The organism is Bacteroides sp. f07 (genome assembly GCF_042854785.1).
Lineage (GTDB): Bacteria > Bacteroidota > Bacteroidia > Bacteroidales > Bacteroidaceae > Bacteroides.
This window is the reverse complement of the sequence record NZ_BAABXI010000003.1, coordinates 1,031,101-1,055,196: the sequence shown is the minus strand read 5'-3', so window position 1 is coordinate 1,055,196 and position 24,096 is coordinate 1,031,101. Positions and strand designations below refer to the sequence as shown.

Sequence of the window (24,096 nt, the reverse complement as noted above, 5' to 3'; positions counted from 1 at the left end):
AAAGGAGGACAAAATGAAAAATATCATCAGACTTATAGTATTGACAGCTATTGCAGCATTTGCATTGACAGCTTGCGAAAAAGAAAACAATTCAGTTGAACAGGGTGTGGCCACTACTCATACCCTAAACATAAATGTATCTTCATCCCAGTCTGACACCAAAGCGGCTTTCGGTGAACTGACAGAGGATAATAAATATCCGGCTTATTGGGAGAAAGGCGATGTTCTTCCTCTTTATGTCAATTCAAGCAAACTTATTGATTTGACTATTCCTTCTGATGGTGACGCTGCACATTTTGCTGAAGACGTCAAGATAACTGAAACTCAGGATGGCTACACTTTCTATTCTATCTATCCTGCAACGGAAATTTCTGCCGGCACAGCTACAGTTAATATTCCGACAGAGCCTGCTACCGGCGCTACCGTTGTCATGAATCTGGCTGCCAAGACCAAGAAGTTCGAGCAGGTACCTACAGACATTGACTTGACTTATATACATGTCAATGCTTATGCAAAAGTCAATATCAAGAATCTCGAGAATGAAGGCTCGGATGTCATATCATCTGTTACGATTAAATCGACTGAGGATATTTCCGGTACTTTTACTTATAGTTTTGCAGATGGCAAACTTTCTGCTTCAGAGGCTTTCAAGACTCTATCTCTTAATACCTCGGCATTGGAAGGAAATTTCTTTGCCTGCGCTCCTCAGACAGAGGCAGCCGAGTGGATTGTGACTGTGACATCCACCGGTGGAAAGACTTGGACCAAGAAATTCACTTTGGGCAAAGCTTTGCGTGCAGGTCTTGTTGCGGGAATGAATATTGATTTTGCCGGAATCAAGGCTACTACCGGAACGGAAGAAAACACTAAAATTTATGTGCGTGGTGCAGGATTCACTGTCAATGGTAAAGCTGTCAATTGGGGATTGGCGGGTGAGCCTGCTGTTGATGATTTGTGCTTCCCGGTGGTGGACGGTTTCGTAACGCTTGACTTTGTCATGAATTCTATTGATGCCGCAACTGAAATTTATATTTCCACTGCACCGGGCGACAGTTTTGATGCCAATCAGATTATGCCTGCTTCAATGTCCAACCTCAATGTTCTTCAGGATGTTGTCAGGAATACTGAAAAAACAGCTATTCCGTTTTCAGTGGAAAATGCTCCGGGATTTATGAACTGGACCTTGGAATTCAGTGTTGATCTCAGTCAGGTTAAAGTAATACGAGGAGCTTATGAGGCTCTCTACATCAGCGGATGGGGTATGAAAATCAACAATGCAGATATTAAATGGACTCCTGCTGATAATGCTCCTGTGACTCCGGAGAACGGCTGGTTCACCATTAATATCACCGATTGGAGCGGACAGCTTGGAATATTACTTAAGAATGAAGAGGGATATGGTCTTTCATACGATGAAAGTGTGGTTGTGGCAAGGTCAGAATGTCCATATGTTTCTCTCAACCACTTCAATGAAACATTGAAACCATCATTTGATAAAAGTAATGTTTATGTTTACCCTCCTTACAGTGGTTCATTCACAGTCAGAATCAAGGACGACCTTTCAGAAATGATTTACTCTGTAGCCGAACCTCGTGAAGTCTATATCAAAGGTGTTTACAAAAATGAATACGGCAACGATGAGTATCCGTCATACAAGATGACGACTACTGACGGTATCACATATACCTGTGTTATTGATGGAGAGAAAAACAAGATACCCGAAGGTTCCGAAGTATGGATAGAACACTCTGAAAGAGGCTGGAAGGGCGTGGCAGGCTTCAAATTCGGAGAGCATCAGACTTGGATACAGAGTGGTGAGAATGTGGTTATACCAGAAGAGTTTGTCGGTACGATTACAGTAGTGATGACCTGTGTGCCTACAACGCAACCTGGGGATATGGGCGGTTATTGGAACACCGGGTGTGATGTCATTTTTGAACCGGCTAAACAATCATGACTAATCATAGAAGATTACAATACCTTCGACTCCTATCATCAACGATTTGAGGAAGGCAATAAATGAACTTTCACGATAAAAATATAAGAAATGAAAAAAATACTGATATCGATATTGACTTTGTTACTTGTGCTGCCGTGCTTTGCGCGTGAGTGGTCACTCGCTTCACCTGACGGAGCATTGGAGATTACAATTACGGACAAACTGTCATACTCTGTAAATTACAGGGGTACTCATTTATACGGAGGAACAGCTTCTCTTACACTTGTTGGTGAACAGACGTTCAGTAGTGTCAGAGCTCCGAAATCTGCAAAGGTGGATGAACTTATTCCGTCTCCTTTTTATCGTGCTACGGCTATCAGGGATTGCTACAATAGTTTGATTTTCATTGCTGCAAAGGACTGGAAAGTGGAATTCCGTGCCTATAATGACGGCCTTGCCTACCATTGGGTCTATACTGGTCAAAATCCAGTGAATGTGAAGGAAGAAAGTATAAACTACACATTTGTCGAAGATGCACGTACTATTGTGTCATATATTCGTTTTGACAGATGTAAGGATAAGGAATCGCAATTCTTCAATTCTTTTGAAAACGAGTATGAGGAGGCGGACTTATCCAGGCTCAATCCTCAGCGTATGTCATTCCTGCCTGTTGTGGTGAAACCTTCGGACCGGGTGCGTGTGCTTTTTTCTGAAAGTGATCTTGCCGGCTATCCTGGAATGTATTTGCTTGGTGGAAACGGTACGACCCTCAAAGGAGTTCAAGCCTGCAAACCGAAAAAGGAGCATGTCGGAGGATATCTTGACATCCAGAAAATAGTGGATGAAAGAGAGGATTTCATTGCTACACTTGATGGTCCAAGAGGCCTTCCATGGCGTATAGCTGTCATTGGAGATGATTTGACACTCGCATCAAGTCAGCTTACATACCAGTTGGCTTCTCCTTGCCGTATAGAAGACACATCATGGATCAAACCTGGCAAGGTCGCTTGGGATTGGTGGAATTACTGGAATATCAAGGGGGTGGATTTTGAGGCAGGAGTAAATAATGAGACCTATAAATACTATATTGATTTTGCTTCTAAAAACGGTATTGAATATGTCATCATGGATGATGGCTGGAGTTGTCCTGGCTGTGGCAATCTCTTCGATATAGTGCCGGAAATTGATATGCCGGGTATAGTGAAATATGCCGAAGAACGTGGTGTCGGTATTATTCTTTGGGCAGGTTATGTACCTTTCGATAAAGACCTTGAAGAAGTGTGTCGCCATTATTCCGAAATGGGCGTGAAAGGTTTCAAGGTTGATTTTATGGATAGCAATGACGCACATGAAACTGCATTCCTTGACCGGGCAGCCGAGACAGCCGCCCGTTATCATCTTGTTCTTGATTTCCATGGCTCGCATATTCCTGCCGGCATCAACCGCAAGTGGCCTAATGTGTTGAATACAGAAGGTGTAAATGGTCTTGAAAGACTCAAAGGTTATGATATTCGTCTCGACCAGGTTCGTTACGACACTCAGATTCCTTTTATCCGTCAGGTCGGCGGTCCTATGGATTACACACAAGGTGCTATGCGCAACGGTACGCGAGAGAGTTATCATCCGAGCAATACCCAGCCTATGAGTCAGGGCACAAGATGTCATCAGTTAGGACTTTATGCTGTGCTGGACTCTCCTCTGAATATGCTTTGTGATTCTCCGACAAATTATGAAAGTGAGCAGGAATGTACTGATTATATTGCGGACATTCCTACCGTTTGGGACGAAACACGTGTTTTGGATGGAGTAATAGGGGAATTTATTGTGACTGCACGTCGCAAGGGCGGAGACTGGTATATTGGAGGTATTACCAATTGGACAGCTCGTGATGTAACAGTTGATTTATCCTTCCTTTCGCCTGATGCTCAGTATGAAGCTGATTGGTATCTGGATGGAGTCAACGCCCATCGGGATGCTACCGATTACAAGAGGGTAAAGGAAGTTCCTTCAAGTGCCAGGATTGTTCATATGGCTCCTGGAGGAGGCTTTGCAGCTAAGATTTCATTGAAATAGGTTTGACCCCCGGATTGTATCCTGATGAATGAAGTTAAGACAAATGATGACAAGCAATTGTTAGAGGCGTTGGGCAAAGGTGATCACAAGGCTTTTGATTGTATTTTCAGAAAATACTATGTCGATGTGGTGATGTTTTGCGGGCGTTTTATGGACAGAGTCGAGGACTGTGAGGATATCTCGCAGTCCCTCTTCCTGCATATCTGGGATATGAGAGAGATGATTACCGTCCATATCAAATTTCAGGTCATATCTCTTGAGAAGTGCCCAGAATATGTGTCTTAATGAATTGCACCGTTGTGACATTAAGAGTCGTTTCCGCTCCGACCAACTTCTTCGTGTGACTCCGTATACTCTCGGTGATGAAACGAACAAAATGCTGTTTTACAGCGAACTGCAGAAACTTTTAGCTGCTGCCGAAGCTACCTTGGAGGATAATGAACGTGAGGCGTGGCGTCTGAGCAGGCATGAAGGGCTGAAGTATTCCGAGATTGCCGTGAACTTGGGAGTTTCTGTCCGTACTGTTGAGGATCGTATGAGAAAGGCAAAGAAGCATTTTCTCAAGGTTCTGGACCGCTATTGGATTATTGTATTAATATTTTATTCTTTTCTGCAGCTATGAATGTAACAGAAGAAAATGTAGAATTGTATTCACAGATGGACGCCCTGATCGATAAGCTGCTCAGAGGCGAAGCCAATATCAGTGAGATCTCGTTAGTTGAAGAATGGGTGGAAACTGATGAGTCCCACCGTCGTTTTTTCGAAAATAAGAGGACTTTGCAAGCAGCATGTGATCCTCCGTTCAGTGATACTGATATCAATATAGACAAAGCTTTGCGGAAAGTGCATAGACAAATGCGGGTACGCAAATTCAGACGTCTGACATGGATGTCGGCTGCAGCTGTGGCAGCGGTTTTATGTGTAAGTGTTACTCTGGCTGTAATGCTCGGTAAGAAAGAACCGACCCCAGAGCGTTTTATCAGTCTGAGCTCTCCTTATGGAGCGAAGGTTGAGGCGGAGCTGCCTGATGGTTCTCATGTGTGGCTCAATTCCAATACCAGGCTTGAATATCCTGAGGCGTTTGACGGGGACAGAAGGCGTGTATCACTTGATGGAGAAGCTTATTTTGAGGTGCATGCTGACAAAGCATCCTTTTGTGGTCAAGGCCGGCGATATGGAGGTATGTGCAACCGGTACTGCTTTCAATGTCAATTCCTATGGCGGGAAATATCTGAATGTGATGCTTGCCACGGGTGTGGTTGATGTCACGACGGCTGAGTCTGCACACATAAAACTGGCACCTGAGGATAATCTTCATATAGGCAGTGACGGCATCCGCGTTATTCATCATGCAGATATCGGGAAGTACTGCGGATGGAAAGACGGACGTATTTGTTTTGACAACGACAATCTTCCAAGTGTGCTTGCGAGGCTGTCTCAAATTTATCCTGTAGAATTTGTCATAGTCGATTCTACACTTGTGAATGCACGTTTTCATGTCACTTTTGTCAACGAAGGGCTTAATGATATTTTACATTTGCTGGAGGTTGGCATTCCTATGCGCTGTGTGCATCGTCCGGATGGTGATTCTTCAGGTAATGCTGTGTATGATGTGTATGCCGTAAGGAAATGATTATATTCTGTTATTCAACGTATTTGATATGAATTTTAGTATTTTGATGAAACATATATTAGGGATGTTGCTTGCAGTTATGCCTGTCTTGTCTGCTTTTGCATCCGACATTTTGCCTCTTTCGGGGGATAACTGGACGGCCGTTCTGGATGCAAAACGCGGAGTTCTGTTGGAATATACTCAGTACGGCTCGGTTGTGCCTTTCAGGGTGGATGATTTTGCGGGTCCTACATGGGAAGGAGTGGAAATGTCGCCATGTGACGGGGCACCGCTTTCTTTCCGTGGCAATAAGGACGGGAATGTCTATACGATAAAATATATTCCTATGTCAGACCATTTGGCAGTGGAGTGTGGGATGCTTAACGAAACCTCTTCGACTTTCGCGCCTATGAGGGCAAGTCTGGTCATTGGCACGGACTCGGAAATGCGTTCGTATCCATTGTGGAATGACAAGTATTTCCCGACTCTGCTGCGTTGTGAGCGTGATTTCGCATGGGGCTATTTCATGTCACCGCTTGGTGGCATTATGGCAGTCGGTGTGGAAGACCCTGTAGCTTCTTATTCTTTGAATTATATTTACAGGGATATTAAGGAATGGAAATGGGGACATCAGATTTATACGGCCAGTTGGGATATGCTTCATTGCGGTCCTCTTCCATCCCGTCATCCCTCCGGTATGGCGCAGTTGCTCCCTGGAGAGAACAAGACGTGGACCATGCACTTGGGCTGTGTCGCTCGTCCGGAAGACGTGAAACCTGCTCTGTCTTCATGGTTGTCCGCCCCTTTGATGGAGGCAGATAAATATACGCTTGTCTGTGGAGAAAACGACAGACTGACAGTATATTCTTCATCTGACCTCACTTCATTGACCTTTACGGATACCAAGGGAAGGTCTCATAAGTTGAAAGCAAGTCATATTCAGGATAGCGTCTGGACGACTGTCCTTCCTGCTCTTCGCCAGGAAGGACAATGCCGGATTGTGGCTGTGAATGCCTGTGGAAAGCGTTCGGAAGCCATTCTGAATGTACGCGGAGACTGGTCACGCTATCTTTCTCAGGCGCGTGATTTCGTAATGAAGTACCCTCCTGTGATGGGTAATTCCTGCGAGATGTTCTATGGATATTATCCTGCTTTTCTTGCTTTCCGCCACTTCCCGTCTCAGGATGACGCCATTCTTGAAGAAAGGTTATTGCGGGATATGACCCTGCTCATAGAACCTGAGACTGGTCTTCCGGCTAAAGACGCCAATCCTCACAGAGTTCAGAATTTTTCCTCCTTGATGGGAATACTGGTGGATCTTTACGAAGCAACAGGCAAGGAGGAATATCTGCAGGTGGCTTCGCGTATAGGGGATTATATTTCAAGCGAAAGTATCCAGGCTGCAGATGGCTCTTACCGTTCGGGCAACATCCATTATACCGCAGTCATTTATCCTGCCAAATCCATGTTGGAGCTTGCCGAAGCGGAAAAGGCCCATTTTGAGACGACTGCCGACTCGACTTGGCTTGCGCACTATTCGCAACACTATGACTCCGCAATGAGGGCTGTTGAGGATTTGGCTCGGCGATTGGACAATATTGAGACGGAAGGTGATATGACTTTCGAGGACGGAATGATAAGCTGTTCGGCCTTGCAACTGGCTTTGGGCGCGCTCAATGCAGAAGATACTGCCACTCGAGATAGATACTGCAATGCGGCTTCATATATGCTGGAAAGACACCGCTGTCTGGAGCAGAACCTCATTCCTGACGCACGTATGCGTGGCGCGACCCTTCGTTACTGGGAGGCTCTTGATGTTTATTTCACTCCAAACCAGGTTATGAACTCTCCTCACGGCTGGACAGCATGGAAAATCTATGCGGTTTACTATATGTACCTGCTGACAGGGGACTTAAAGTACTGGAATGATTTGAACGATACGCTCGGCTCCTGCGTTCAGTTGATGACAGCAGACGGTCATCTGCGCTGGGGCTTCATTCCTGACCCTTATATGGACGGACGAATCTGTGTCTCGGACGGAAAAGGGGGGATCGACTACAAAGATAAGGTAATAGGCGAGCAGTATCTGGAGATGATAAGCCCATGGTTGCGTCCTGCAGATGAAACGAAACTCTGTAATTTCGGTGAAATCGGAGGAGCCGGCGACCACACAGTCTATGAGATTTTCAAGGCTTTGGAGGAAACCATGATTTCAACAGCCTATGTCCGTGTTGAGTCTGACGGCAGGTTCAATGCTTTGAACTGCAGGGCAAGACTTCGCGGAGACAGTCTGTATGTATCTACTGACCGCCACATCAGACGCCTTCATGTCTGTACTTCAAACCCATTGCAACTATCTGTCAATGGAGGAGAAACACAGTCTTTGTCTTCATGCTCTGTAAACCTAACCACCGCTCAGTGAACTGCAGCGGGTGATTGGTTATTTCAAAAGCTTTCTGTTGTTATCTTCATTTTCCAGTACGCTCATTTCTTCATACCAAACTCAACCTGATACCTGTTACTTTTTACCTTTTCTTTTTTGCGGGTGCAAAGGTAAAACAAAATCAGCCAGGATGAGTTTGGTATGAAAAATTTTGATTTAAGTCAATTCTTATTCGTTAATTACAAGATTGCGGATTACACATTCCGTACCTTTACTCTTCGTATTTTTATCTTTGGAGATACGTACGGTTAGTTTGTGCGTCTTTTGGGAATCCAGTTCCGAATCCAGTACATATAGCCAGGGAAGATAGAGTCCCTTGCTCCATTTGGTAAATGTATCCGGTTTGCGGAATTCCTTGCCGTCAATGCTGTATTCGATGATTCCCGAATATGGACCGCAAGCCATGAACAAGCCTACTGCTTTTCCTTTGAAGGAATACGTGAAAGTTGCTTCCGGAGTATCGGAGTACAGCATCGGGACATCGACAAACCCTTTTCGTGTACCCGTTTTCTCTTTCGGTTGCCAGGAAGAGAGGATGCTCCAGCCTTTCTCAATCCGGGCTTCTTTCAAGTCGACAAACTTTCCGTTGGTGTAGCTGTATTTGTCCAAAGCCTTTGCAGGTATTTCGTGCGGTTGGCGCGTGCAATTCTCCGGCAATGACCACATTTCGTCCCATAGTGCTTGTATGTCGGCTGCATAAAACTTGTGTCCGAACCATTTAGGATGTACACCGCCGAATTCTTTCCAGGTGAATTCTTTATCTTCTATCCGCTCTGAAACTTCTTGTGCACAATTAATAGAAGGAATCAGATAATGATTGGCAACCCTTTCGTGGTTCAGGATAACATCCGGTGTCTGCCCTTTGGGGAACATCTGAAGGAAAGGTTCATATACAAAGTGCAGCATGATAATGTCGGTATGAGGATTTGCTGTCAGTGCATGGCGGACTACCCCTTCCATTCCCCGGATTTGGTCGCGTGGCGAGAACCCGTTGGTATGGTCGTTTACGGCACCTTCGATAAACAGCAGGTCGATATCTCCTCTTGACAATACGTCGTTTTCCATTCGGAAGGCATGGGGAGTTGTTCCGGTTGAAGGTATGCCGGCATCGACAAAATCGAATTCGGTGAAAGGGCAACGTTGTTTCAGTTGGTCTTGAATCATATTTCTCCAACCGCGCATCTCTGTGATAGAACCGCCAAAGAAAGCGACACGGCCTTTCCGTTCCTTCTCAAAACGGATGAAAGAGTTTGCCAGGCATTTCCTACATTCAAGCGGGTGAGGATGCATGGTGGGAATCCCAGGAAATCAGAAGTATACGGTTACACAGCGTGGAATGAGAAACAAGGATATATCTCCGTTCATAACCCTTCGGAAGAGCAACGTGAATATAAGATAACCTTGGATCGTAAGACTGGATTGATTCCGGATATGAAGAGAGCTTACCGGGTTTCTTCTGTATTGGGGGATAAGTCGGATGTGGCTCGGAAGCAGTATCGTTATGGTGATGTTCTTTCGTTGACACTTCGCCCGAAAGAAGTCTTATTGTTGGATTTCGCAGCATATTGATAAATTAGAGTATAAAAATTTTTAATCTTGGGGAGTAATATAATGAGGATAAAAAGACTGATAAGTTTTATGGTCTGTTGGCTGGCTTTGTATTCGGCAAACGGACAGGTGCAATGGGAGCAGGTGGAACCGGGCGTATGGAAAGGTACAGTCGGTAAGCCGGAAGCGTATTCATTGTTGGGAGTGTCGGGAGCCACTCCTTTGAAAGAGGGGTTCAAACGGCTGCCTGAAGTTGGATTACCCGGTTTGGCCGGCCAGGTTGTCGGGCGGATTGAAGGCGGCAGGACAACGTTGCGTTTGCCGCTTCGTAAGGAAGAACAATTGTACGGTTTCGGGCTGAACTGGTTCTTCGTCAAATTTGGTGGTACTTCTTCTATTGTGAATAAAGAATCTTGGCTCTCAGTAGTTTAGTTCCTGCCCTATTGTACATCTGTCTTTTTACCGCTTTAATTTTATTCACTGGAGGTTGTGTCAAAACGTTGGCACAACCTTTTTTATGCACAAGGAGATGTGCCTTAGTTTTGACACACCCCCTTGTTTTGCTCCGGTTTCGTCTATATACGGAAAATCAATAGCCTTCTGATAAAGTGCGGACATTCGCGAGACGAGTTCAGGAAAACTTTCCTCATAATTCAGGGCATGGGTCTGAGCGTATATTCCCGATATTTTCACAGAGATATAATTAATATCGGGTGATTCCAGCGCTTCTAAATAATGGTGGTAACGATGGTCGGCTTCCCCGTTACCAAGCACTACTTCACCCAGCAGATTTACGTTCTGCCCGATTTTCTCTTGTGCACGGGTGGCGAGATGCTTTGTGAGTTGCGGACGTTCCTCATTGATGATGACTTGCGAGGTATCCATGCGCAAACGCTTTTTGATAATCGGGATAGCGATAAAGTCGAAATGATAGCCGAATGCCTGATACATTTTGAAGAGGAAAGCATCCCGTTTATTCAGAAATTCGGGTACGCCGTATTGGTCGAGAAGAGTCTTGATGCGTTTGGCGAGTATTCTCCGGTCACGGATTTGTGAAGATTCATCGAGCATCTTGACCAGGAACTTCTTGTCCTGCGGGCGCTGCACCATAACGGCGTATTTATGCTGTTCCCGTCGTTCGGCTTCAGTAATGGTATCTTCACAAGTCTGATATAGTTTGAGTACCCAATCCTGTACTTCAGTGAGGGTCGGTTGAAATTGTTTGTCCATAAGAATTTGTTCTATGTAGATGGTGGAAAATGAAGAAAAGAATCTCAAATTGCAATTTACATATCACGGAAGGTGGGGCTGAACATAACAGCACGGTAGCGATGCAGGGTTTGCAACGCTTGCTGCGAGAAGCGGTCGAACAGATATTGTTGTTTCATATTCGTCGTTTTTTAAAGTTATTAGAAACAAAAGGCTACACTTCTCACAAAGATAAAAATAAATTGTTGATTTTCAAGTAAAAGGAGAAGAAAATGCAACTGTGCTGAATTCGAATTTCAAAAGATTTAGTCTGAGTTGGTTTATGACTGATGCGGAAATGAACTAAATATTTCTCCATATAAAATGAAAAGGTTCTTCGTCAAATTTGGTGGTACTTCTTTTATTGTGAATAAAGAATCTTGGCTCTCAGTAGTTTACTTCCTGCCCTATTGTACATCTGTCTTTTTACCGCTTTAATTTTATTCACTGTCCCCTCCAGTAATCCGTTACTGAAGGGGATATCAATAGCTGCCTGTACTGCCTCCCAGTCTTTTTCAATACCATATGCAAAGTTCGTCAGTGCCATATTCCGTGTTGCCTTCGCTTTTTCAATCCACTTTCTAATATCCTTATCATAAGTGTTCCCATTAATCATATCTCTGAAATTCTGACACACGCCTAAGAGTTCTTTAATCTGTGGTGAGGACTTATACAGTTCCGCTAGTTTAGGATTATCCGATTCTCCCTTTAGAATGTATTTGCGTATCTGATTCTGTGAAACTCTTTGTGTTTTACTTCCGTTTTCAATGCTCTCATTATGCTCCTTGACTTCCTTCCTCTTTTGTTGATACATTTTTCGCAAGCTGGATGTTATCCTTCTAATAAGTGCGCCACTGATTTTACTCCCCATTTTTTGTGCCAATATTTTTCGGGTAATACAGCCCGCACTAATGATTGTAGCCAGTTCGGATACATATTTAAGAGCTGTCTTCTGTTGCTCATTCAAGTATGCCCCTATTCTCCTGTTGTGAATGAGCTTATAAATGTAGCGACTTTTCTTGCCCAAATGTGTGGCTGTCTGCTCAATGGTCATCCCCTGCATTTTTAAGTTCAGGCTTTCCCTGTATATCTTCAATTTTTCTCTGTGTCGGACATCTCCCATGTTAAATATGTCCTGAAGAATTAACGAAGAAGCCGTGTCTCTGTCAGGATATTCGTACTTGAGCTTTTTCTTGGTCTGACGAATCATTTTCTCTATTTCCGGTATCATCGTGTCCGTCATATTCTTGATTAGATGGAACCGGTCGCAGATTTGTGTAACACCAGGGATTATTCTGTTTATAGCCTCTGTGAAACATCTTCCACGGTCTCTCGTTATATATTGTATTTGAGGATTCCGGATGAGCCAGTTATCAAGTGCTTCTCCGCTTCTATCCTCTAACAAAGCAATAGGTATGTGTGTCATCTGGTCTACGACCACACTCATATAATCCTTACCTTTTTTATAGGCAAAATCATCAATACCTACATAAATACTTTTATTATGCATAGGATTATGTTGCCCGCACTGTTGTAGGATGCGTAAGCAGGAAGAGCTACTGGCCGTTATATGGAACAGTTGCAAAAGAGAAGAGGCCTTTCGGGAAGTAAGTTCCAAGCTTATCGATCTGATGCGTTCCTCAACAAGATAGCTCCGTCTACCATACCGACGAGCCAGAAAAGACAACGGTTCGCAGAATATTTTTTGCGGACAAGAAACATTGTCACAATAATATTTACCAACCTTGATGACTAACTCCAAACTATGACCGTAAACTTCAAGATCCTGAATATGACGGGAGTAGTAACTGTGCAACCGGTGACTGAAATGTCCGCAATAAGGACAGGAAGCCCCCTTGCCAGCCGTATGTAAAAAGACCCTCAATGAGCCAACTGCTTCAGAGATACCATCTTGTTGCAGATTATCGTAGCCAAGACTGAATCTGAAATCATGGAATAATCCCCTATTTGTAGGAGTATTTTCTTTTTTTGATGTATATTTGTACGTTGTAGATATGGCTTGTTGCATGGTAACTCTTAATGATGTGGTGTCTTTAAAGTTACTAAAAAGCAAACATATCTACAACTTTTTATAGGATTAAGGAAGAAGAAGAGGAAAACCATCGAAATAAAAAAGAGATTACCACCAAATTTGACGAAGAACCTTTTTCATTTTATAAGGAAGGTTATTTTGCTCAAAACCGTACGGAAATAAACAAACTCATCCCTACATAGTTTTGTTCTACTGTAGAAATGAATAAGATTTTAAATCGTATTGATAGTAGTCTAGAGCAGTTGCTCAACAACTTGAATATAAAGTCTTTTTCTTCTTGGGCGGTCAGATTCTTTGAGTACTGATTATCTCATTTCTGCTTTCTTTATTTTGTTGCTAATTAGATTCTTATTCGCTGGATTGTATGCGTTGTTCTTTATCTTAAATCAAATTTTACACTTTTGTGTAGTAATAAAATTAAAGCTAAGCCTTATCTTTACGCAAAACAATGTTTTTATGGAAGAAAGATATAGCCGTAATTGGATTTATGTAAGTGAAGCGGAACAGAATTTGCTTAAAAAATATCGCATAATATTAGGCGGAGCCGGTATTGGAAGTATTATTGCTGAATGTGCCATAAGGTTTGGATTTGAGTCTATTACTATTGTTGACGGGGATAGGGTTGAACTTAGTAATTTGAATAGACAGAATTATGATATGTTAGATGTTGGGCAATATAAAGCTGAATGTCTATCCAAAAGACTATTGAATATCAATCCGTCTGCGAGTATTAATTATCATAATTGTTTTATTAATAAAGATAATGTAGAAAGCTTGATTAAGGATCACGATGTTGCAATTAATGCGCTGGATTTTGCATCTGATATACCATTCGTATTTGATAATATTTGTGAGAAATATAATATATCTGTGTTGCATCCGTATAATTTTGGGTGGGCTGGATTTTTGACGATAGTTAAGCCTGATGGAATTAAATTATCGCAGTTGGCAAGCACGCCAGAAAGATTTGATTTGGAGGTAGCTAAATATGTTACTCATTATGGTAATTTTGGGAATATGCCCAAAAAATGGCTTGAACAAGTAATAGACACGTATCAAAAAGAATATGGTATTTCACCAGTTCCGCAGCTTTCTGTAGGATCCTGGATTGCCGCTGGGCATTGTGTTCACGCTTTATATAATTTAGCGACAGGCAAAGAACTTAAGTTTTTTCCGAAATTTTATTTGTCTTCTATTTTTTATGATAATAATTAGGCTATAATAATTTGTAATTTGTAGCAAAAGATATGGCTTCGGCAATGTTTTTAACATTCAATTTCTGAAATAATTTTCGTTTGTAGAATTTTACTGTATCTATTGCTACGCATAAATAATCAGCTATGTCATTCATGGTATATCCTCGTGCTGATAATGATAAAATATCCTTTTCTTTTTCAGTTAGAATTATTCCTGAATTTTCTATCCACTTGTGATTATCTAATACATATTCCCAGAATGATGTTTGTCCTTGTTTTCGTATTTCAATGTGACCAGGTGATTCATGGGCGGATAGCGATACCACACAGACCGCCAGCCAAATTCTATTATCTTTGCTTAGGGCGATTGGTGTCAGTTTATGATTGATGAGGGTTTTCTTCTTATTTGATATAATATGAAAGTCATACGATATGCTGTAACTCATACGTTCTTCTATTGGCAATCTTTCATAAAAATTAAATCCACTTTTATTTAGTTCTACTAGCATTTTTTGTTCCTCATTTGGCACATGTTTTATATAGAACATGAATCCCATTTCTTTTATTTCATCAGCGGTATGTCCACATAATAGTAATTGATTTTCTGAAACATATAGGAAATCGTTTCGGAAATAATCTATTATATAAAGGCTTTGATAAGTTGTGCGTGCTATAGCGTCTAATATAACTAATAGTGATTTAGCTTTATCATACTCCTCTTCTGAAATATTCTCTATATGTTTTGTTGATATAAGGAAGTCTTCTATTATAGCCATGATTTATTGTTTTTACAAAAGTATAAACTTTATTCTTTAAATGTGTCTATTTACTGCACAAAAGTGTGTTATTTATGTGATTTTGTCATATTATACACTTTTGTGTAGTTGATTTCGTCTTGTGGCATAGTAATTTTGTGCAGTCAAAAAATAATAAATATGAAAAGACTTTTAATAACAAATACTAATTATAATATCTTTCAGGTTGATAGATCTTATTTGTATAAAATCGCTGATTTTATAGTTCGCGAAAATTACAAACATCATATAGGGGATACTTGTTTAGTGAATTTTGAGCAAGAAATTCAATATATATATGAAGAGGAAATGAGATATGTGTCTTCATCATATCTTTTTGTAGCAGAAGATACTCAAGGTGATTTGATAGGGTGTATTCGAGTAATGGCATGGGATCGCCATTCTATACTGCCGATACAGAAAATATTTGATATTGATCCTCTTAAAGAACTTCATAATTCAAATCAATTCTCGTTCTGGCATGTTGGAAGATTTGCTGTTCATTCATGTTGTAATGCCTCATCATTAATCCTTTTTAAGCAGTTAATGATGCTTGCCATTCATCCAATTGTTAGTCACACCAATAGTTATATGTTGGCTGAATCGGATAGCAAATTATTGCGAATCATGAGAATGTTATCTATTGATGTAAAAACACTTGGCAGAGGGTGTGTATATCTTGGTTCTGACACTATCCCAATATATTCTTCTTCTGAAGGGTTGAGAACATTCTATAAAAAATATGAGTTGCTACTAATATCTGAAAATTCAAAACAAAAAGTCGCATAATGTAAGTGGAGTTTAATCTACCTTGAACTTGTTGATAACAACATTAAATATTATAATAAATGGAACTAATTAAACAAATTTCTCCAAGAACAATATCTTTACTAACAACTTATTATTGTACGGCTGCTTGTAAAAACTGTTGTTTTGAGTGCAATCAAGACCGTAAAGGTAAAATGTCTTTTGAACAAATAAAGATGTATATTAATAAATGTACAGAAGCCTTTCCTACAATACAATTGGTAGTCTTTAGTGGTGGAGAATGCTTTTCTTTAAAAGATGATCTATATCATGCCGTGCAATTTGCAAATGAAAGAGGTCTTATGACTAGAGTTGTTTCCAATGGTTATTGGGCTTCCAGTTATGATAAAGCATACTCTATATTAAAAAAAATGAAGGCATTAGGTTTGAATGAGCTGAATCTGAGTACTGGTGATGATCATCAGGTTTGGGTTCCTTTCAATAATATAGTTAATGCAATTAAGGCATCTGCTGAATTAGATTTAGTTTGTTTGGTAAATATTGAAACTAACCCCAATTCAACTTTTAATGAAAGAAATTTTCGTGAGCACGAAGAATTGAAAGAGTATATTAAAAATAATAAGGTCGCTTTTTCTTCTGGTATATGGATTCCATTTAATTCTGAAGATAAAATTAAACGAGATATAAATTATAATGAATTGCTTCAATGTAGATGTTTGCAACGTCCTGTTGTACCCTATGGATGTACTAGTTTATTTGAAAGTATTCCTATTGATGTGGAAGGGTATGTATATGCTTGTTGTGGATTAGCTTGTAAAAGGGTTAAATATCTAAAATTGGGTAATATTAATTCCAAAAGTATTCAAGAAATATATGCAGAACAATTTGATGATTTTTTGAAAGTATGGGCATATGTTGATGGACCAAAATTTATTTTAAAGAAAATAGCCGAGGACAGGAATGAAAATATTGAAATTAATGTAGATATGCATAATTGTGAGGCTTGTCTCGCCCTATTTAATGATTGTGATAAGATAGAATATGTGAGAAAAAACATACACAAATATGCATCCAATGTGATATTAAAGTATAATGTTAAACAAAAAAACACTGAAAAAAATGAAAAGTAAAATTTTGTCAATTGGTGTTGGAGCAGCGATAGCTGCTACTTCGCTGCAATCTTGCAGTAATTCAGATGGAATACTGAATGTGGACTTACCTAAAAATGAGGTCGTAAATCCTGATGCTACTGCTATTTCAATGAAAAATCTGTCAGAGTATGAAAGAAACTATATTCAGGATATGGGCTTACTATCTCAATTGATTTTGAATGAAACCACTGCCGCTGATTCTTTTTATAAAGACCCTGTAGGATATGCTCAATCTTTGGGATTGAAAACAGAGATAAATGTAGATGACGGAACTGTACGTTTCTTATTAGCAATTTGTCAGCCTGAATTTAGAGATGCAATTGAGAAGAGAGATATTCGCCGATTTGTTACTTTATGTGAAGATAATGATGTATTCAAGAATGCAGTATCTTCTAATGTGAATCTTTTGAAGAACAGTATGACTAGAGCTTCAAGACCAGATACAGATGTTTCAATGGGTTTTTGGTGGATTGGTGAATGGATTTTGATTGGAGTTGCGTATGCAGGAGTAGGGCTTGAATATAATGCAATTGGTGGTCCTAGTGGTCCTGTCGTGGCCGCTACTAATACTATTAATAGCGAAACTGCATTACAAGTATGGGATGCTCAAACGCAGGATGGAAGTGTGTATAAGTTAGCTGATGAATATAACAACCTGTATATTCAAGATGTTGTGTCTTTAGTAAAAGAAAAGCATCCGGAAGTCAAAGAACAATATACTGATAAGGAACTTGTTGAATTAGTTCAGAATGCATTAAATTTGTGATTATTATGTATAAATCAGATTATCAACCTGTAATGAAGCGTATGGAATTCTGGCTGAAAGCTATTTTATTAGTAGCCGGTTTGGTGTTCTTAGCGAAATCGTATCTGATGCAGTCTGTGTCTGATAAGCTACTAAGTCTATTGTTGGCTATAACTTTGCTCTCAATTTTTGTTTATATGTTAGTTGTAATTCCACAGGCTATTTACTTGGGAGAGAAACAACTTTTCATAAAAAGGGCTTTCAATAAGAAAGGTATTGTGTATTCTTCTATCAAAAAGGTGATTCCCTATAATGAGGTACAGAATGATATTCGTTACTTTGGGAGTAATGGTTTCCTTGGATATATAGGGGTAATGGGGAGTACGCAATACGGCAGATATTATTCTTATGTGAAAAATGCGAAACAACAAGTTCTTATCTTGACTACAGGCAAAAACTATCTACTTAGTTGTAATGATAGAGACAGCTTTATAAAAGAACTATCAAGAAAAATAGTCCAAGATACGCATCATGAGTAAGCTATAAATAGAACTTTGGTATTTCAATTAGTTGATAATAGGGGTAGGGAGAAAAGTCTAGAAGTTTTCTCCCTACTTGATTTTTGTTTTTTTATAACAAATAACTGCACAGAAATGAACTCTAAATTATCATTTCATTCATAACCCTACCGAAAAGAATTCATTCATTCCTAATTAAAAAATGAATCTTTCAGCTAAAGAGGAACAGGCTGGATTAAAGTGTACTCAATCTCGTTTCTAATGGGATTTACAAAAATAAGGGGAACAGCCGGATAAATCCATTTGCTCCCCTTCGGGTCTCGCTAAGCCTTGATAGAATTTTGTAAAAGCAAGTAGCAACACCTTCGAGAATATTAGTATCTGGCTTGATATTTCTTATAAAAGATAAGGAATAAAATAAATCCAATCAGCGCGAAAGGAACACCTGTGAGGGCGGGGTAACGATAGCCTTCACTGATAGCGAGTCCGCCTGTATAAGCACCGATGGCATTTCCCAAATTGAATGCAACCTGTACGCAAGCGGCTCCCAACATTTCACCGCCTTTTGATACACGGATAATCAATATTTGTTCAGGACTGGATACGGCAAACAGTCCTGCCGTACAAAGACACATTAGCAAAGCTGCCGCCCATTTGTAAGGCGAAAGGAAGAATATAAGCAACAGCATAATGCAGATAAGTGCCTGCGCGGCGGTTCCCACCTTTCCGGGAGTATGACGGTCGGAGAGACGTCCGCTAATCAGATTTCCCATTACCATTCCGAGGCCTGCAAGAATCATTAAAGGAGTAATACTTTCGGCAGAGAAACCGGAAACATGTGTCAGCATGGGATTAATATAGCTATACCAGCAGAATACACCACCATTTCCTAATGCCGTAGCGCCGAGAATCAGCCACGGCGCCGGAGTTTTAAGAAAGCGGAATTGTCCCTTGAAACCTGTATCTTTCAATCCTTCCACGTGAGGAACCCAACGCCAGATATAATACAAGATAACAACTCCCCAAATACCTACCAACAGGAAGGTGGCACGCCAGGAAAGCATAGTGCTAAGGGAAGTTCCCAGCGGTACGCCGAAAAGGTTGGCAATAGTCATTCCGGCAATCATAATCGAAACAGCTTCCGAACCTTTTCCCTTGTCGGCCAGTTTCTCGGCAACAATGGAACCCACGCCGAAGTACGCTCCATGAGGCAGACCGGAGATAAAACGGGCAGCAAGCAACACCCAATAATTGGGAGCCATAGCCGCGCAGATATTACCTACCATAATCAAGGTGACTAATACTAAGAGAATATGTTTCAACGGATATTTGCGAGCCAGTGTCAGTACAGGTGCGCCAATACAAACGCCTAAGGCGTAAGCTGAAATGAAATGTCCCGCCATAGGGATGCTGATACCTAAATCTTTTGCCACGTCGGGCAATATTCCCATCATTACAAATTCGGCAATACCTAATCCAAGCGTACCGAATGCCAATGCAATAAGACTTTTCTTCATACGAAACTATACCTGATACCTGATTTTATTTTTACCTTTTTCTTTTGTGGGTGCAAAGGTAGAACAAAATCAGTCAGGGTAGAGTTCTGTATGATGGATTTTGATTTAGGTCAATTTTTACAATGCTGTGTATTTAAGGCTATGGATTTAATGTACTATAGTGAATCATAAAGAAATAGGAGTGTGGTATCAGCGAATGCTGTTCGGAAAGTATAGCATTGATAGGCTCATTGTTTCTGTATTCATTCGGTAATATCTTTCTTGAATGGCTGTAAGGTTCATTGTCACATCCACTTGGATGTCCTTTTCTCCGTTTAGAGCGAATACCGGACATTTTACTTTTTTCATTGCTTCAGCCGGGGCATATCTCATAAAATGAAGATACCACGGTGAAGTCATTGAACTTATTTGGGTTGAAATTTTCTGTACAGTAGTCAAGTCTTGCAGTTGTTCGGACGATATGTTTTTGGTAACGTCTGCATATAACTTCTTTTGAAGTTCATCCGTTGTCTTGTCTGTTTGTAGCAGTATGGTATATCTGTTTCGTATCGACGGTTTCATTCCTTGCCAAAGCGCATCCGGCATTCCCTGGGATTTAAAAATCATTTCTACTTGTTTCAGCATTAGGCTGTCGCCTCTTACACTGACTCCTGCCAATGAAATAATAAACGCGACCGACGGGTCTTGGGCGGCCACGATGAAGGCAATGGTTCCGCCTGCACTATGTCCGATAATGCCAATATTTTTTGTATTTATTTCTTTTCTGCTGCGCAGATAGTTGATAGCGGCTTCCGTATCTGTTACAAAATCCTCGTTGGTAGCTGTTGCGTGATTGCCTTGTGAAGCGGCTGTGCCACGGTCGTTACATCTTAATACTGCAATTCCGTTCCGCGTCAGGTGGTCGGCAATGACAAGGAAAGGCTTGTGACCCATCATCTCCTCATCCCGGTTTTGTGCGCCGCTTCCTGTCACCATGACTACTGCCGGAAATTTGTTTCCTTTTTCTGGAAGAGTCAGTGTTCCCGCAAGATTGATGCCGTCCTGTTCGTTTTTTACTGTGACTTCTTCGGTCTTATAAGGAAAAGGCGGCTGAGGCTCTTGCGGGCGTTTGGGGTGGTTTACTTCGCCTTTTTTCAGATTCAACGGCATGGGCATTCCTTGTGTGAATGTTCCGGTTATCTTGTTGTCATTTGTGCACAGAGGGAAACAGGGATGAGGAATCCGATGATTAATCCGATAGCAATAGCTATTCCGGATTTTTGTTTTGGTTGTTTCATGAATATAATCGCATTAATTTTCACAAATATACTGATTCTATTCTATTTCTTATGGAAAATCAGCTATTTACCTGAAGTAGCAGTATTAAATGTGGATACTTTTGTTTCACAGTTATTCTCTATAATCCATGAATCCTTCCATTCAATGACTAATTCTTCCGTCTCAAAACGGATAGGCAACCAAATGTAGCGGGAATTTATCAAATCCTTTTTCATCCAACGGTCGAACATGGCGATATAAGTATCTTCCTTGCCTGCTACGGGTAGCACATGGGTACTTTGCCCATAAAATGTTTTTTCGGCATCTTTCCCACGGCAGGGATTACTCTTTAATGTCCATGGCCCTAAAACGGAATCAGCAACAGCATACATAGCTTTATTGGGTGACCAGCCGGTACAACCGGAAGTAATCATATAATACTTTCCTTTTCTTTTAAAAACAGCCGGTGCTTCCCGTGATTTTCGCTCAAAATTCCGAGTGAATGTACCTGTATGGTCAAGATAATCATCTGTCAATAAACTGATATGCAATGTGGCATTCCCCTCGGATGAATATAAGAGATAGGCTTTGCCGTCATCATCCTTAAACAGTGTCATATCACGGCTCATACTTTGATTGGGGCGCATGGAACGTATATACTTAAATTCTCCTGCAGGAGTATCACAGACGGCCACTCCGGCACATGCTTTTGAATAATCATCACTATCGACATGCAACCACATCACGAATTTTTTGGTCTTTTCATTATAGATAACCTTGGGACGTTCCAACACATTGGAAGGATGCAGGTCGGAGGTTCTATCCGTTAAATCCGGCTTTAATACCACGCCTTCAAAAGTCCAGTTATAAAGGTCTTTGGACGAATAGCAAGAAATTCCTCCGGCTTCCGTACGGTAACATTCCCAGTTCGGTACGTTCGGATTCCAATAGGTAGAATCGCCTTTCAACTCTCCATACCAGTAATAGGTTCCTTCATGATAAAGAATACCTCCTCCATGTGCATTAATCATCTGTCCTTTCGTATCTTTCCATAAAGCGCCGGGTTCGATGTTCCGCTTCTCTTCCACCAATTCGAATACGCTGCTCGAAGTATGGCGGTTGGATAGAACTGATAGCCCGACTGACATTAAGTAGTCTCCGGAATAAACTTTACCGGAGACGGCACTTTTTCGTTGCCCTTCAGGTACGTTAAGTTCATCCAGACGATAAAAGGCATCCGCTTTGAGCCCTTTCAAGCGTACATTATTCAGGGGCGAGGCATAACGGGGATGCAGGTTGTAAATAAACAACACGCCTCTGTCCTGTTTTTTAGCCGTATATAAGAAAGCGGCATGATCTGTTTCATAAGGAGAGACAAGCCGATATTGGTCCCCTTCCAGAATGACGGGCTTCAATCGGTTAAAATCGCTTACCGCCTGATGACAAAGTGAGAGTTCTTTTTCTGTCATCTGTTGTGTACGAATATCAAAGCCCAGTTTACACATCATGGCGACATCAAGGCGGAATTTCAAAGGTTGTTTCCCCCAACCGGTCACATGAGCCGCCATACTTTTCACCGGAAAGAAATGAGAAAATCCCCATTGGATGAAAATACGTTCTATAGGATCGGTATTGTCACTAGGCCAGAAATCCGTAAAGTATTTAAGTGCTTCATAATCAGAACGTCCTCCTCCACCGGAACAAAGCATCATCGGTAGGTTCGGATATTTTGCCTTAATACGGTCGAGTATTCGATATAAGCCTCTTACATGTCCGATGTATAAATGAGTTTGCTTATTCTTCAGATAGGCGGAGTAGATATTCGTGATGGGGCTGTTGCAGTCCCATTTGAAATAAGCTATCCCGGGATATTTAGTCATCAGGTCATCTACCACTCCGAATACGTAATCCTGCACATCCGGATTGCTCAGATCTAATACCAGTTGATTACGGAAATAGTATTCTTCCCGGTTTGGCAGACGAATCACCCAGTCACGGTGCTTTTCATAAAGCACACTCTTCGGATTTACCATTTCCGGCTCAATCCAGAGTCCGAATTTGATACCTTTATCAGTGGCGGTCTTCACTAAATAGCCGATTCCATGCGGGAGCTTGTCTTTCGTCTCTTCCCAGTCTCCCAGTCCCTGATGATCGCTGCTACGCGGATATTTGTTCCCGAACCACCCGTCATCAAGCAGAAACATGTCTACGCCCAACTTGACGGCTTCATCCATAATATCGGACAACTTCTGCTCATCAAAATTAAAATAAGTGGCTTCCCAGTTATTCAGTAAAGTCATCCGGTCGCCCATTCCCTCTTTTAACTGGTACTTACGTGCCCAATCATGGAAATGGCGGCTTGCCGTTCCTTTTCCGGAAAGGCTGTAGGTGAAAATAAACTCCGGGGTGGTGAATGTCTCGTCCGGTTTTAATTCATATTCCGAAGCATACGGATTGATGCCGGAAAGTACACGAAGATGATTCTGATGATCTTGTTCGAATGTGAACCGGTAGTTGCCCGTCCATCCGAGCGTACCCAATAATACCTCTCCTTCATCCTCGGCTGCCGGCTGACCGAATGAAAGTACGAAAAAGGGAGAGCAGAACATATTCGCCCTGCTTCCCAGCTTTGTATCCAACACCTTTTTACCATAAGAAAGTTGAGATTCGGTCATATTCACCTCGTGTGCCCAGTTACCCGTAAATTCGGTCAGATAATAAGCCTTGCCTGCGAAATGGAGCAAAGAGGAAGCATAGTTGTATAACGTGACGGGCTTCTTTTCGTGATGCCTTATTTCCGCATATGTTTTGATGACATCTTGTTCCGGATAGGATATATAATGCAAATCTACTTCTACCGGATAGGCTTCATCACGCAAGCGGATTACGGTTGCCGTACTGCCATCCTCATTCTTCGATAACTGGTGGCCTGCATATTTTAGCAGCAAAGAAGGATTCCCGTCATTGTGCAATATGCGGATGGCCGGTTCATAATAATCTTCCATGCCATGTGTCAGATAGATTTCCTTTCCTGACGGAAGATGCTTGAAATCTGATTCAAACTGCAGGCGCTTGCCTATATATTGCTGATAGACACGCCCGTTACCGGCTATCTTGTAAATAAGGTCTATATTCCGGGTAGATATACGAATTATCTCTTTCTCGCCACCGCTTGCCGGGAGTATCCATCCCAGCAAGCAGATTAACAAACAAAACTTACTCTTCACTATTCTA

Annotated in this window: 19 protein-coding genes and 2 pseudogenes; 14 read left to right on the top strand and 7 right to left on the bottom strand. The window is 41.4% G+C overall.

Annotation, left to right across the window (positions count from 1 at the left end; all coding sequences use genetic code 11):
* The first annotated feature begins 13 nt into the window (after positions 1-13).
* From ACGHVY_RS23730 to ACGHVY_RS23700, 7 genes are all read left to right on the top strand, one after another.
* Positions 14-1,957, top strand: a complete 1,944-nt coding sequence (locus tag ACGHVY_RS23730; RefSeq protein ID WP_390601971.1) for a hypothetical protein — start codon at positions 14-16, stop codon at positions 1,955-1,957.
* Between the two features lie 90 nt (positions 1,958-2,047).
* Positions 2,048-4,012: a glycoside hydrolase family 97 protein gene (locus tag ACGHVY_RS23725; protein WP_390601970.1), complete on the top strand. Its 1,965-nt coding sequence runs from the start codon at positions 2,048-2,050 to the stop codon at positions 4,010-4,012.
* Positions 4,013-4,036: 24 nt separating this feature from the next.
* The gene (locus ACGHVY_RS23720; protein ID WP_390601969.1) at positions 4,037-4,297 is read left to right on the top strand and encodes an RNA polymerase sigma factor; all 261 of its coding nucleotides are present in this window, start codon (positions 4,037-4,039) and stop codon (positions 4,295-4,297) included.
* Positions 4,287-4,634, top strand: coding sequence for a sigma factor-like helix-turn-helix DNA-binding protein (locus tag ACGHVY_RS23715; RefSeq protein WP_390601968.1), 348 nt, complete (start codon positions 4,287-4,289; stop codon positions 4,632-4,634). Before ACGHVY_RS23720 ends, ACGHVY_RS23715 begins: the two co-directional genes overlap by 11 nt.
* Before the next feature lie 233 nt (positions 4,635-4,867).
* The gene (locus tag ACGHVY_RS23710; protein WP_390601967.1) at positions 4,868-5,275 is read left to right on the top strand and encodes a FecR domain-containing protein; all 408 of its coding nucleotides are present in this window, start codon (positions 4,868-4,870) and stop codon (positions 5,273-5,275) included.
* Positions 5,253-5,645 (top strand): FecR domain-containing protein, encoded by a 393-nt coding sequence (locus ACGHVY_RS23705; protein WP_390602071.1) that lies wholly within the window; start codon positions 5,253-5,255, stop codon positions 5,643-5,645. The genes ACGHVY_RS23710 and ACGHVY_RS23705 overlap by 23 nt, the downstream gene beginning before the upstream one ends.
* A gap of 46 nt (positions 5,646-5,691) precedes the next feature.
* Positions 5,692-8,046 carry a hypothetical protein gene (locus ACGHVY_RS23700; protein WP_390601966.1) on the top strand — a complete coding sequence of 785 codons (2,355 nt, stop codon included), beginning with the start codon at positions 5,692-5,694 and terminating at the stop codon, positions 8,044-8,046.
* A 189-nt stretch (positions 8,047-8,235) separates the two neighbouring features.
* Here the strand turns inward: ACGHVY_RS23700 and ACGHVY_RS23695 are convergent, their stop codons facing one another.
* A complete protein-coding gene (locus ACGHVY_RS23695; protein WP_390601965.1) occupies positions 8,236-9,357 on the bottom strand; it encodes an SGNH/GDSL hydrolase family protein in 1,122 nt (373 codons plus the stop codon).
* On the opposite strand from ACGHVY_RS23695, the gene ACGHVY_RS23690 reads away from it, so the two are divergent.
* Positions 9,352-9,636, top strand: coding sequence for a hypothetical protein (locus tag ACGHVY_RS23690; RefSeq protein ID WP_390601964.1), 285 nt, complete (start codon positions 9,352-9,354; stop codon positions 9,634-9,636). The genes ACGHVY_RS23695 and ACGHVY_RS23690 overlap by 6 nt on opposite strands.
* Before the next feature lie 42 nt (positions 9,637-9,678).
* Positions 9,679-10,047 (top strand): hypothetical protein, encoded by a 369-nt coding sequence (locus tag ACGHVY_RS23685; RefSeq protein ID WP_390601963.1) that lies wholly within the window; start codon positions 9,679-9,681, stop codon positions 10,045-10,047.
* Between the two features lie 123 nt (positions 10,048-10,170).
* On the opposite strand, the pseudogene ACGHVY_RS23680 reads toward ACGHVY_RS23685, so the two are convergent.
* A pseudogene (locus ACGHVY_RS23680) lies at positions 10,171-10,845 on the bottom strand (proline dehydrogenase); the annotation flags it as partial.
* 379 nt (positions 10,846-11,224) lie between these two features.
* Positions 11,225-12,892 carry an ISL3 family transposase gene (locus ACGHVY_RS23675; protein WP_390601962.1) on the bottom strand — a complete coding sequence of 556 codons (1,668 nt, stop codon included), beginning with the start codon at positions 12,890-12,892 and terminating at the stop codon, positions 11,225-11,227.
* Positions 12,893-13,372: 480 nt separating this feature from the next.
* Here ACGHVY_RS23675 and ACGHVY_RS23670 point away from each other — a divergent pair, with 480 nt between their 5' ends.
* The gene (locus ACGHVY_RS23670) at positions 13,373-14,131 is read left to right on the top strand and encodes a ThiF family adenylyltransferase (RefSeq protein WP_390601961.1); all 759 of its coding nucleotides are present in this window, start codon (positions 13,373-13,375) and stop codon (positions 14,129-14,131) included.
* Position 14,132: 1 nt separating this feature from the next.
* On the opposite strand, the gene ACGHVY_RS23665 is transcribed toward ACGHVY_RS23670, so the two are convergent.
* Complete coding sequence (locus tag ACGHVY_RS23665) at positions 14,133-14,888, bottom strand: helix-turn-helix transcriptional regulator (RefSeq protein WP_390601960.1); 756 nt, start codon at positions 14,886-14,888, stop codon at positions 14,133-14,135.
* 159 nt (positions 14,889-15,047) lie between these two features.
* Here ACGHVY_RS23665 and ACGHVY_RS23660 point away from each other — a divergent pair, with 159 nt between their 5' ends.
* The 4 genes from ACGHVY_RS23660 to ACGHVY_RS23645 are packed head-to-tail and all read left to right on the top strand — an operon-like array spanning position 15,048 to position 18,109.
* Positions 15,048-15,695, top strand: coding sequence for a hypothetical protein (locus ACGHVY_RS23660; protein ID WP_390601959.1), 648 nt, complete (start codon positions 15,048-15,050; stop codon positions 15,693-15,695).
* 59 nt (positions 15,696-15,754) lie between these two features.
* Positions 15,755-16,804, top strand: coding sequence for a radical SAM/SPASM domain-containing protein (locus tag ACGHVY_RS23655; RefSeq protein WP_390601958.1), 1,050 nt, complete (start codon positions 15,755-15,757; stop codon positions 16,802-16,804).
* Positions 16,794-17,591 carry a hypothetical protein gene (locus tag ACGHVY_RS23650; protein ID WP_390601957.1) on the top strand — a complete coding sequence of 266 codons (798 nt, stop codon included), beginning with the start codon at positions 16,794-16,796 and terminating at the stop codon, positions 17,589-17,591. The genes ACGHVY_RS23655 and ACGHVY_RS23650 overlap by 11 nt, the downstream gene beginning before the upstream one ends.
* Positions 17,592-17,596: 5 nt before the next feature.
* Positions 17,597-18,109, top strand: coding sequence for a PH domain-containing protein (locus ACGHVY_RS23645; protein WP_390601956.1), 513 nt, complete (start codon positions 17,597-17,599; stop codon positions 18,107-18,109).
* Between the two features lie 353 nt (positions 18,110-18,462).
* Here ACGHVY_RS23645 and araJ read toward each other — a convergent pair whose 3' ends face one another.
* The 3 genes and pseudogenes from araJ to ACGHVY_RS23630 all read right to left on the bottom strand — a co-directional run bounded on the left by araJ (position 18,463) and on the right by ACGHVY_RS23630 (position 24,089).
* A complete protein-coding gene (araJ, locus tag ACGHVY_RS23640) occupies positions 18,463-19,605 on the bottom strand; it encodes an MFS transporter AraJ (protein ID WP_390601955.1) in 1,143 nt (380 codons plus the stop codon).
* Between the two features lie 255 nt (positions 19,606-19,860).
* Positions 19,861-20,796: pseudogene (locus ACGHVY_RS23635) on the bottom strand (alpha/beta hydrolase family protein); the annotation flags it as partial.
* Positions 20,797-20,945: 149 nt separating this feature from the next.
* Positions 20,946-24,089: an alpha-galactosidase gene (locus tag ACGHVY_RS23630; RefSeq protein ID WP_390601954.1), complete on the bottom strand. Its 3,144-nt coding sequence runs from the start codon at positions 24,087-24,089 to the stop codon at positions 20,946-20,948.
* Positions 24,090-24,096 lie beyond the last annotated feature (7 nt).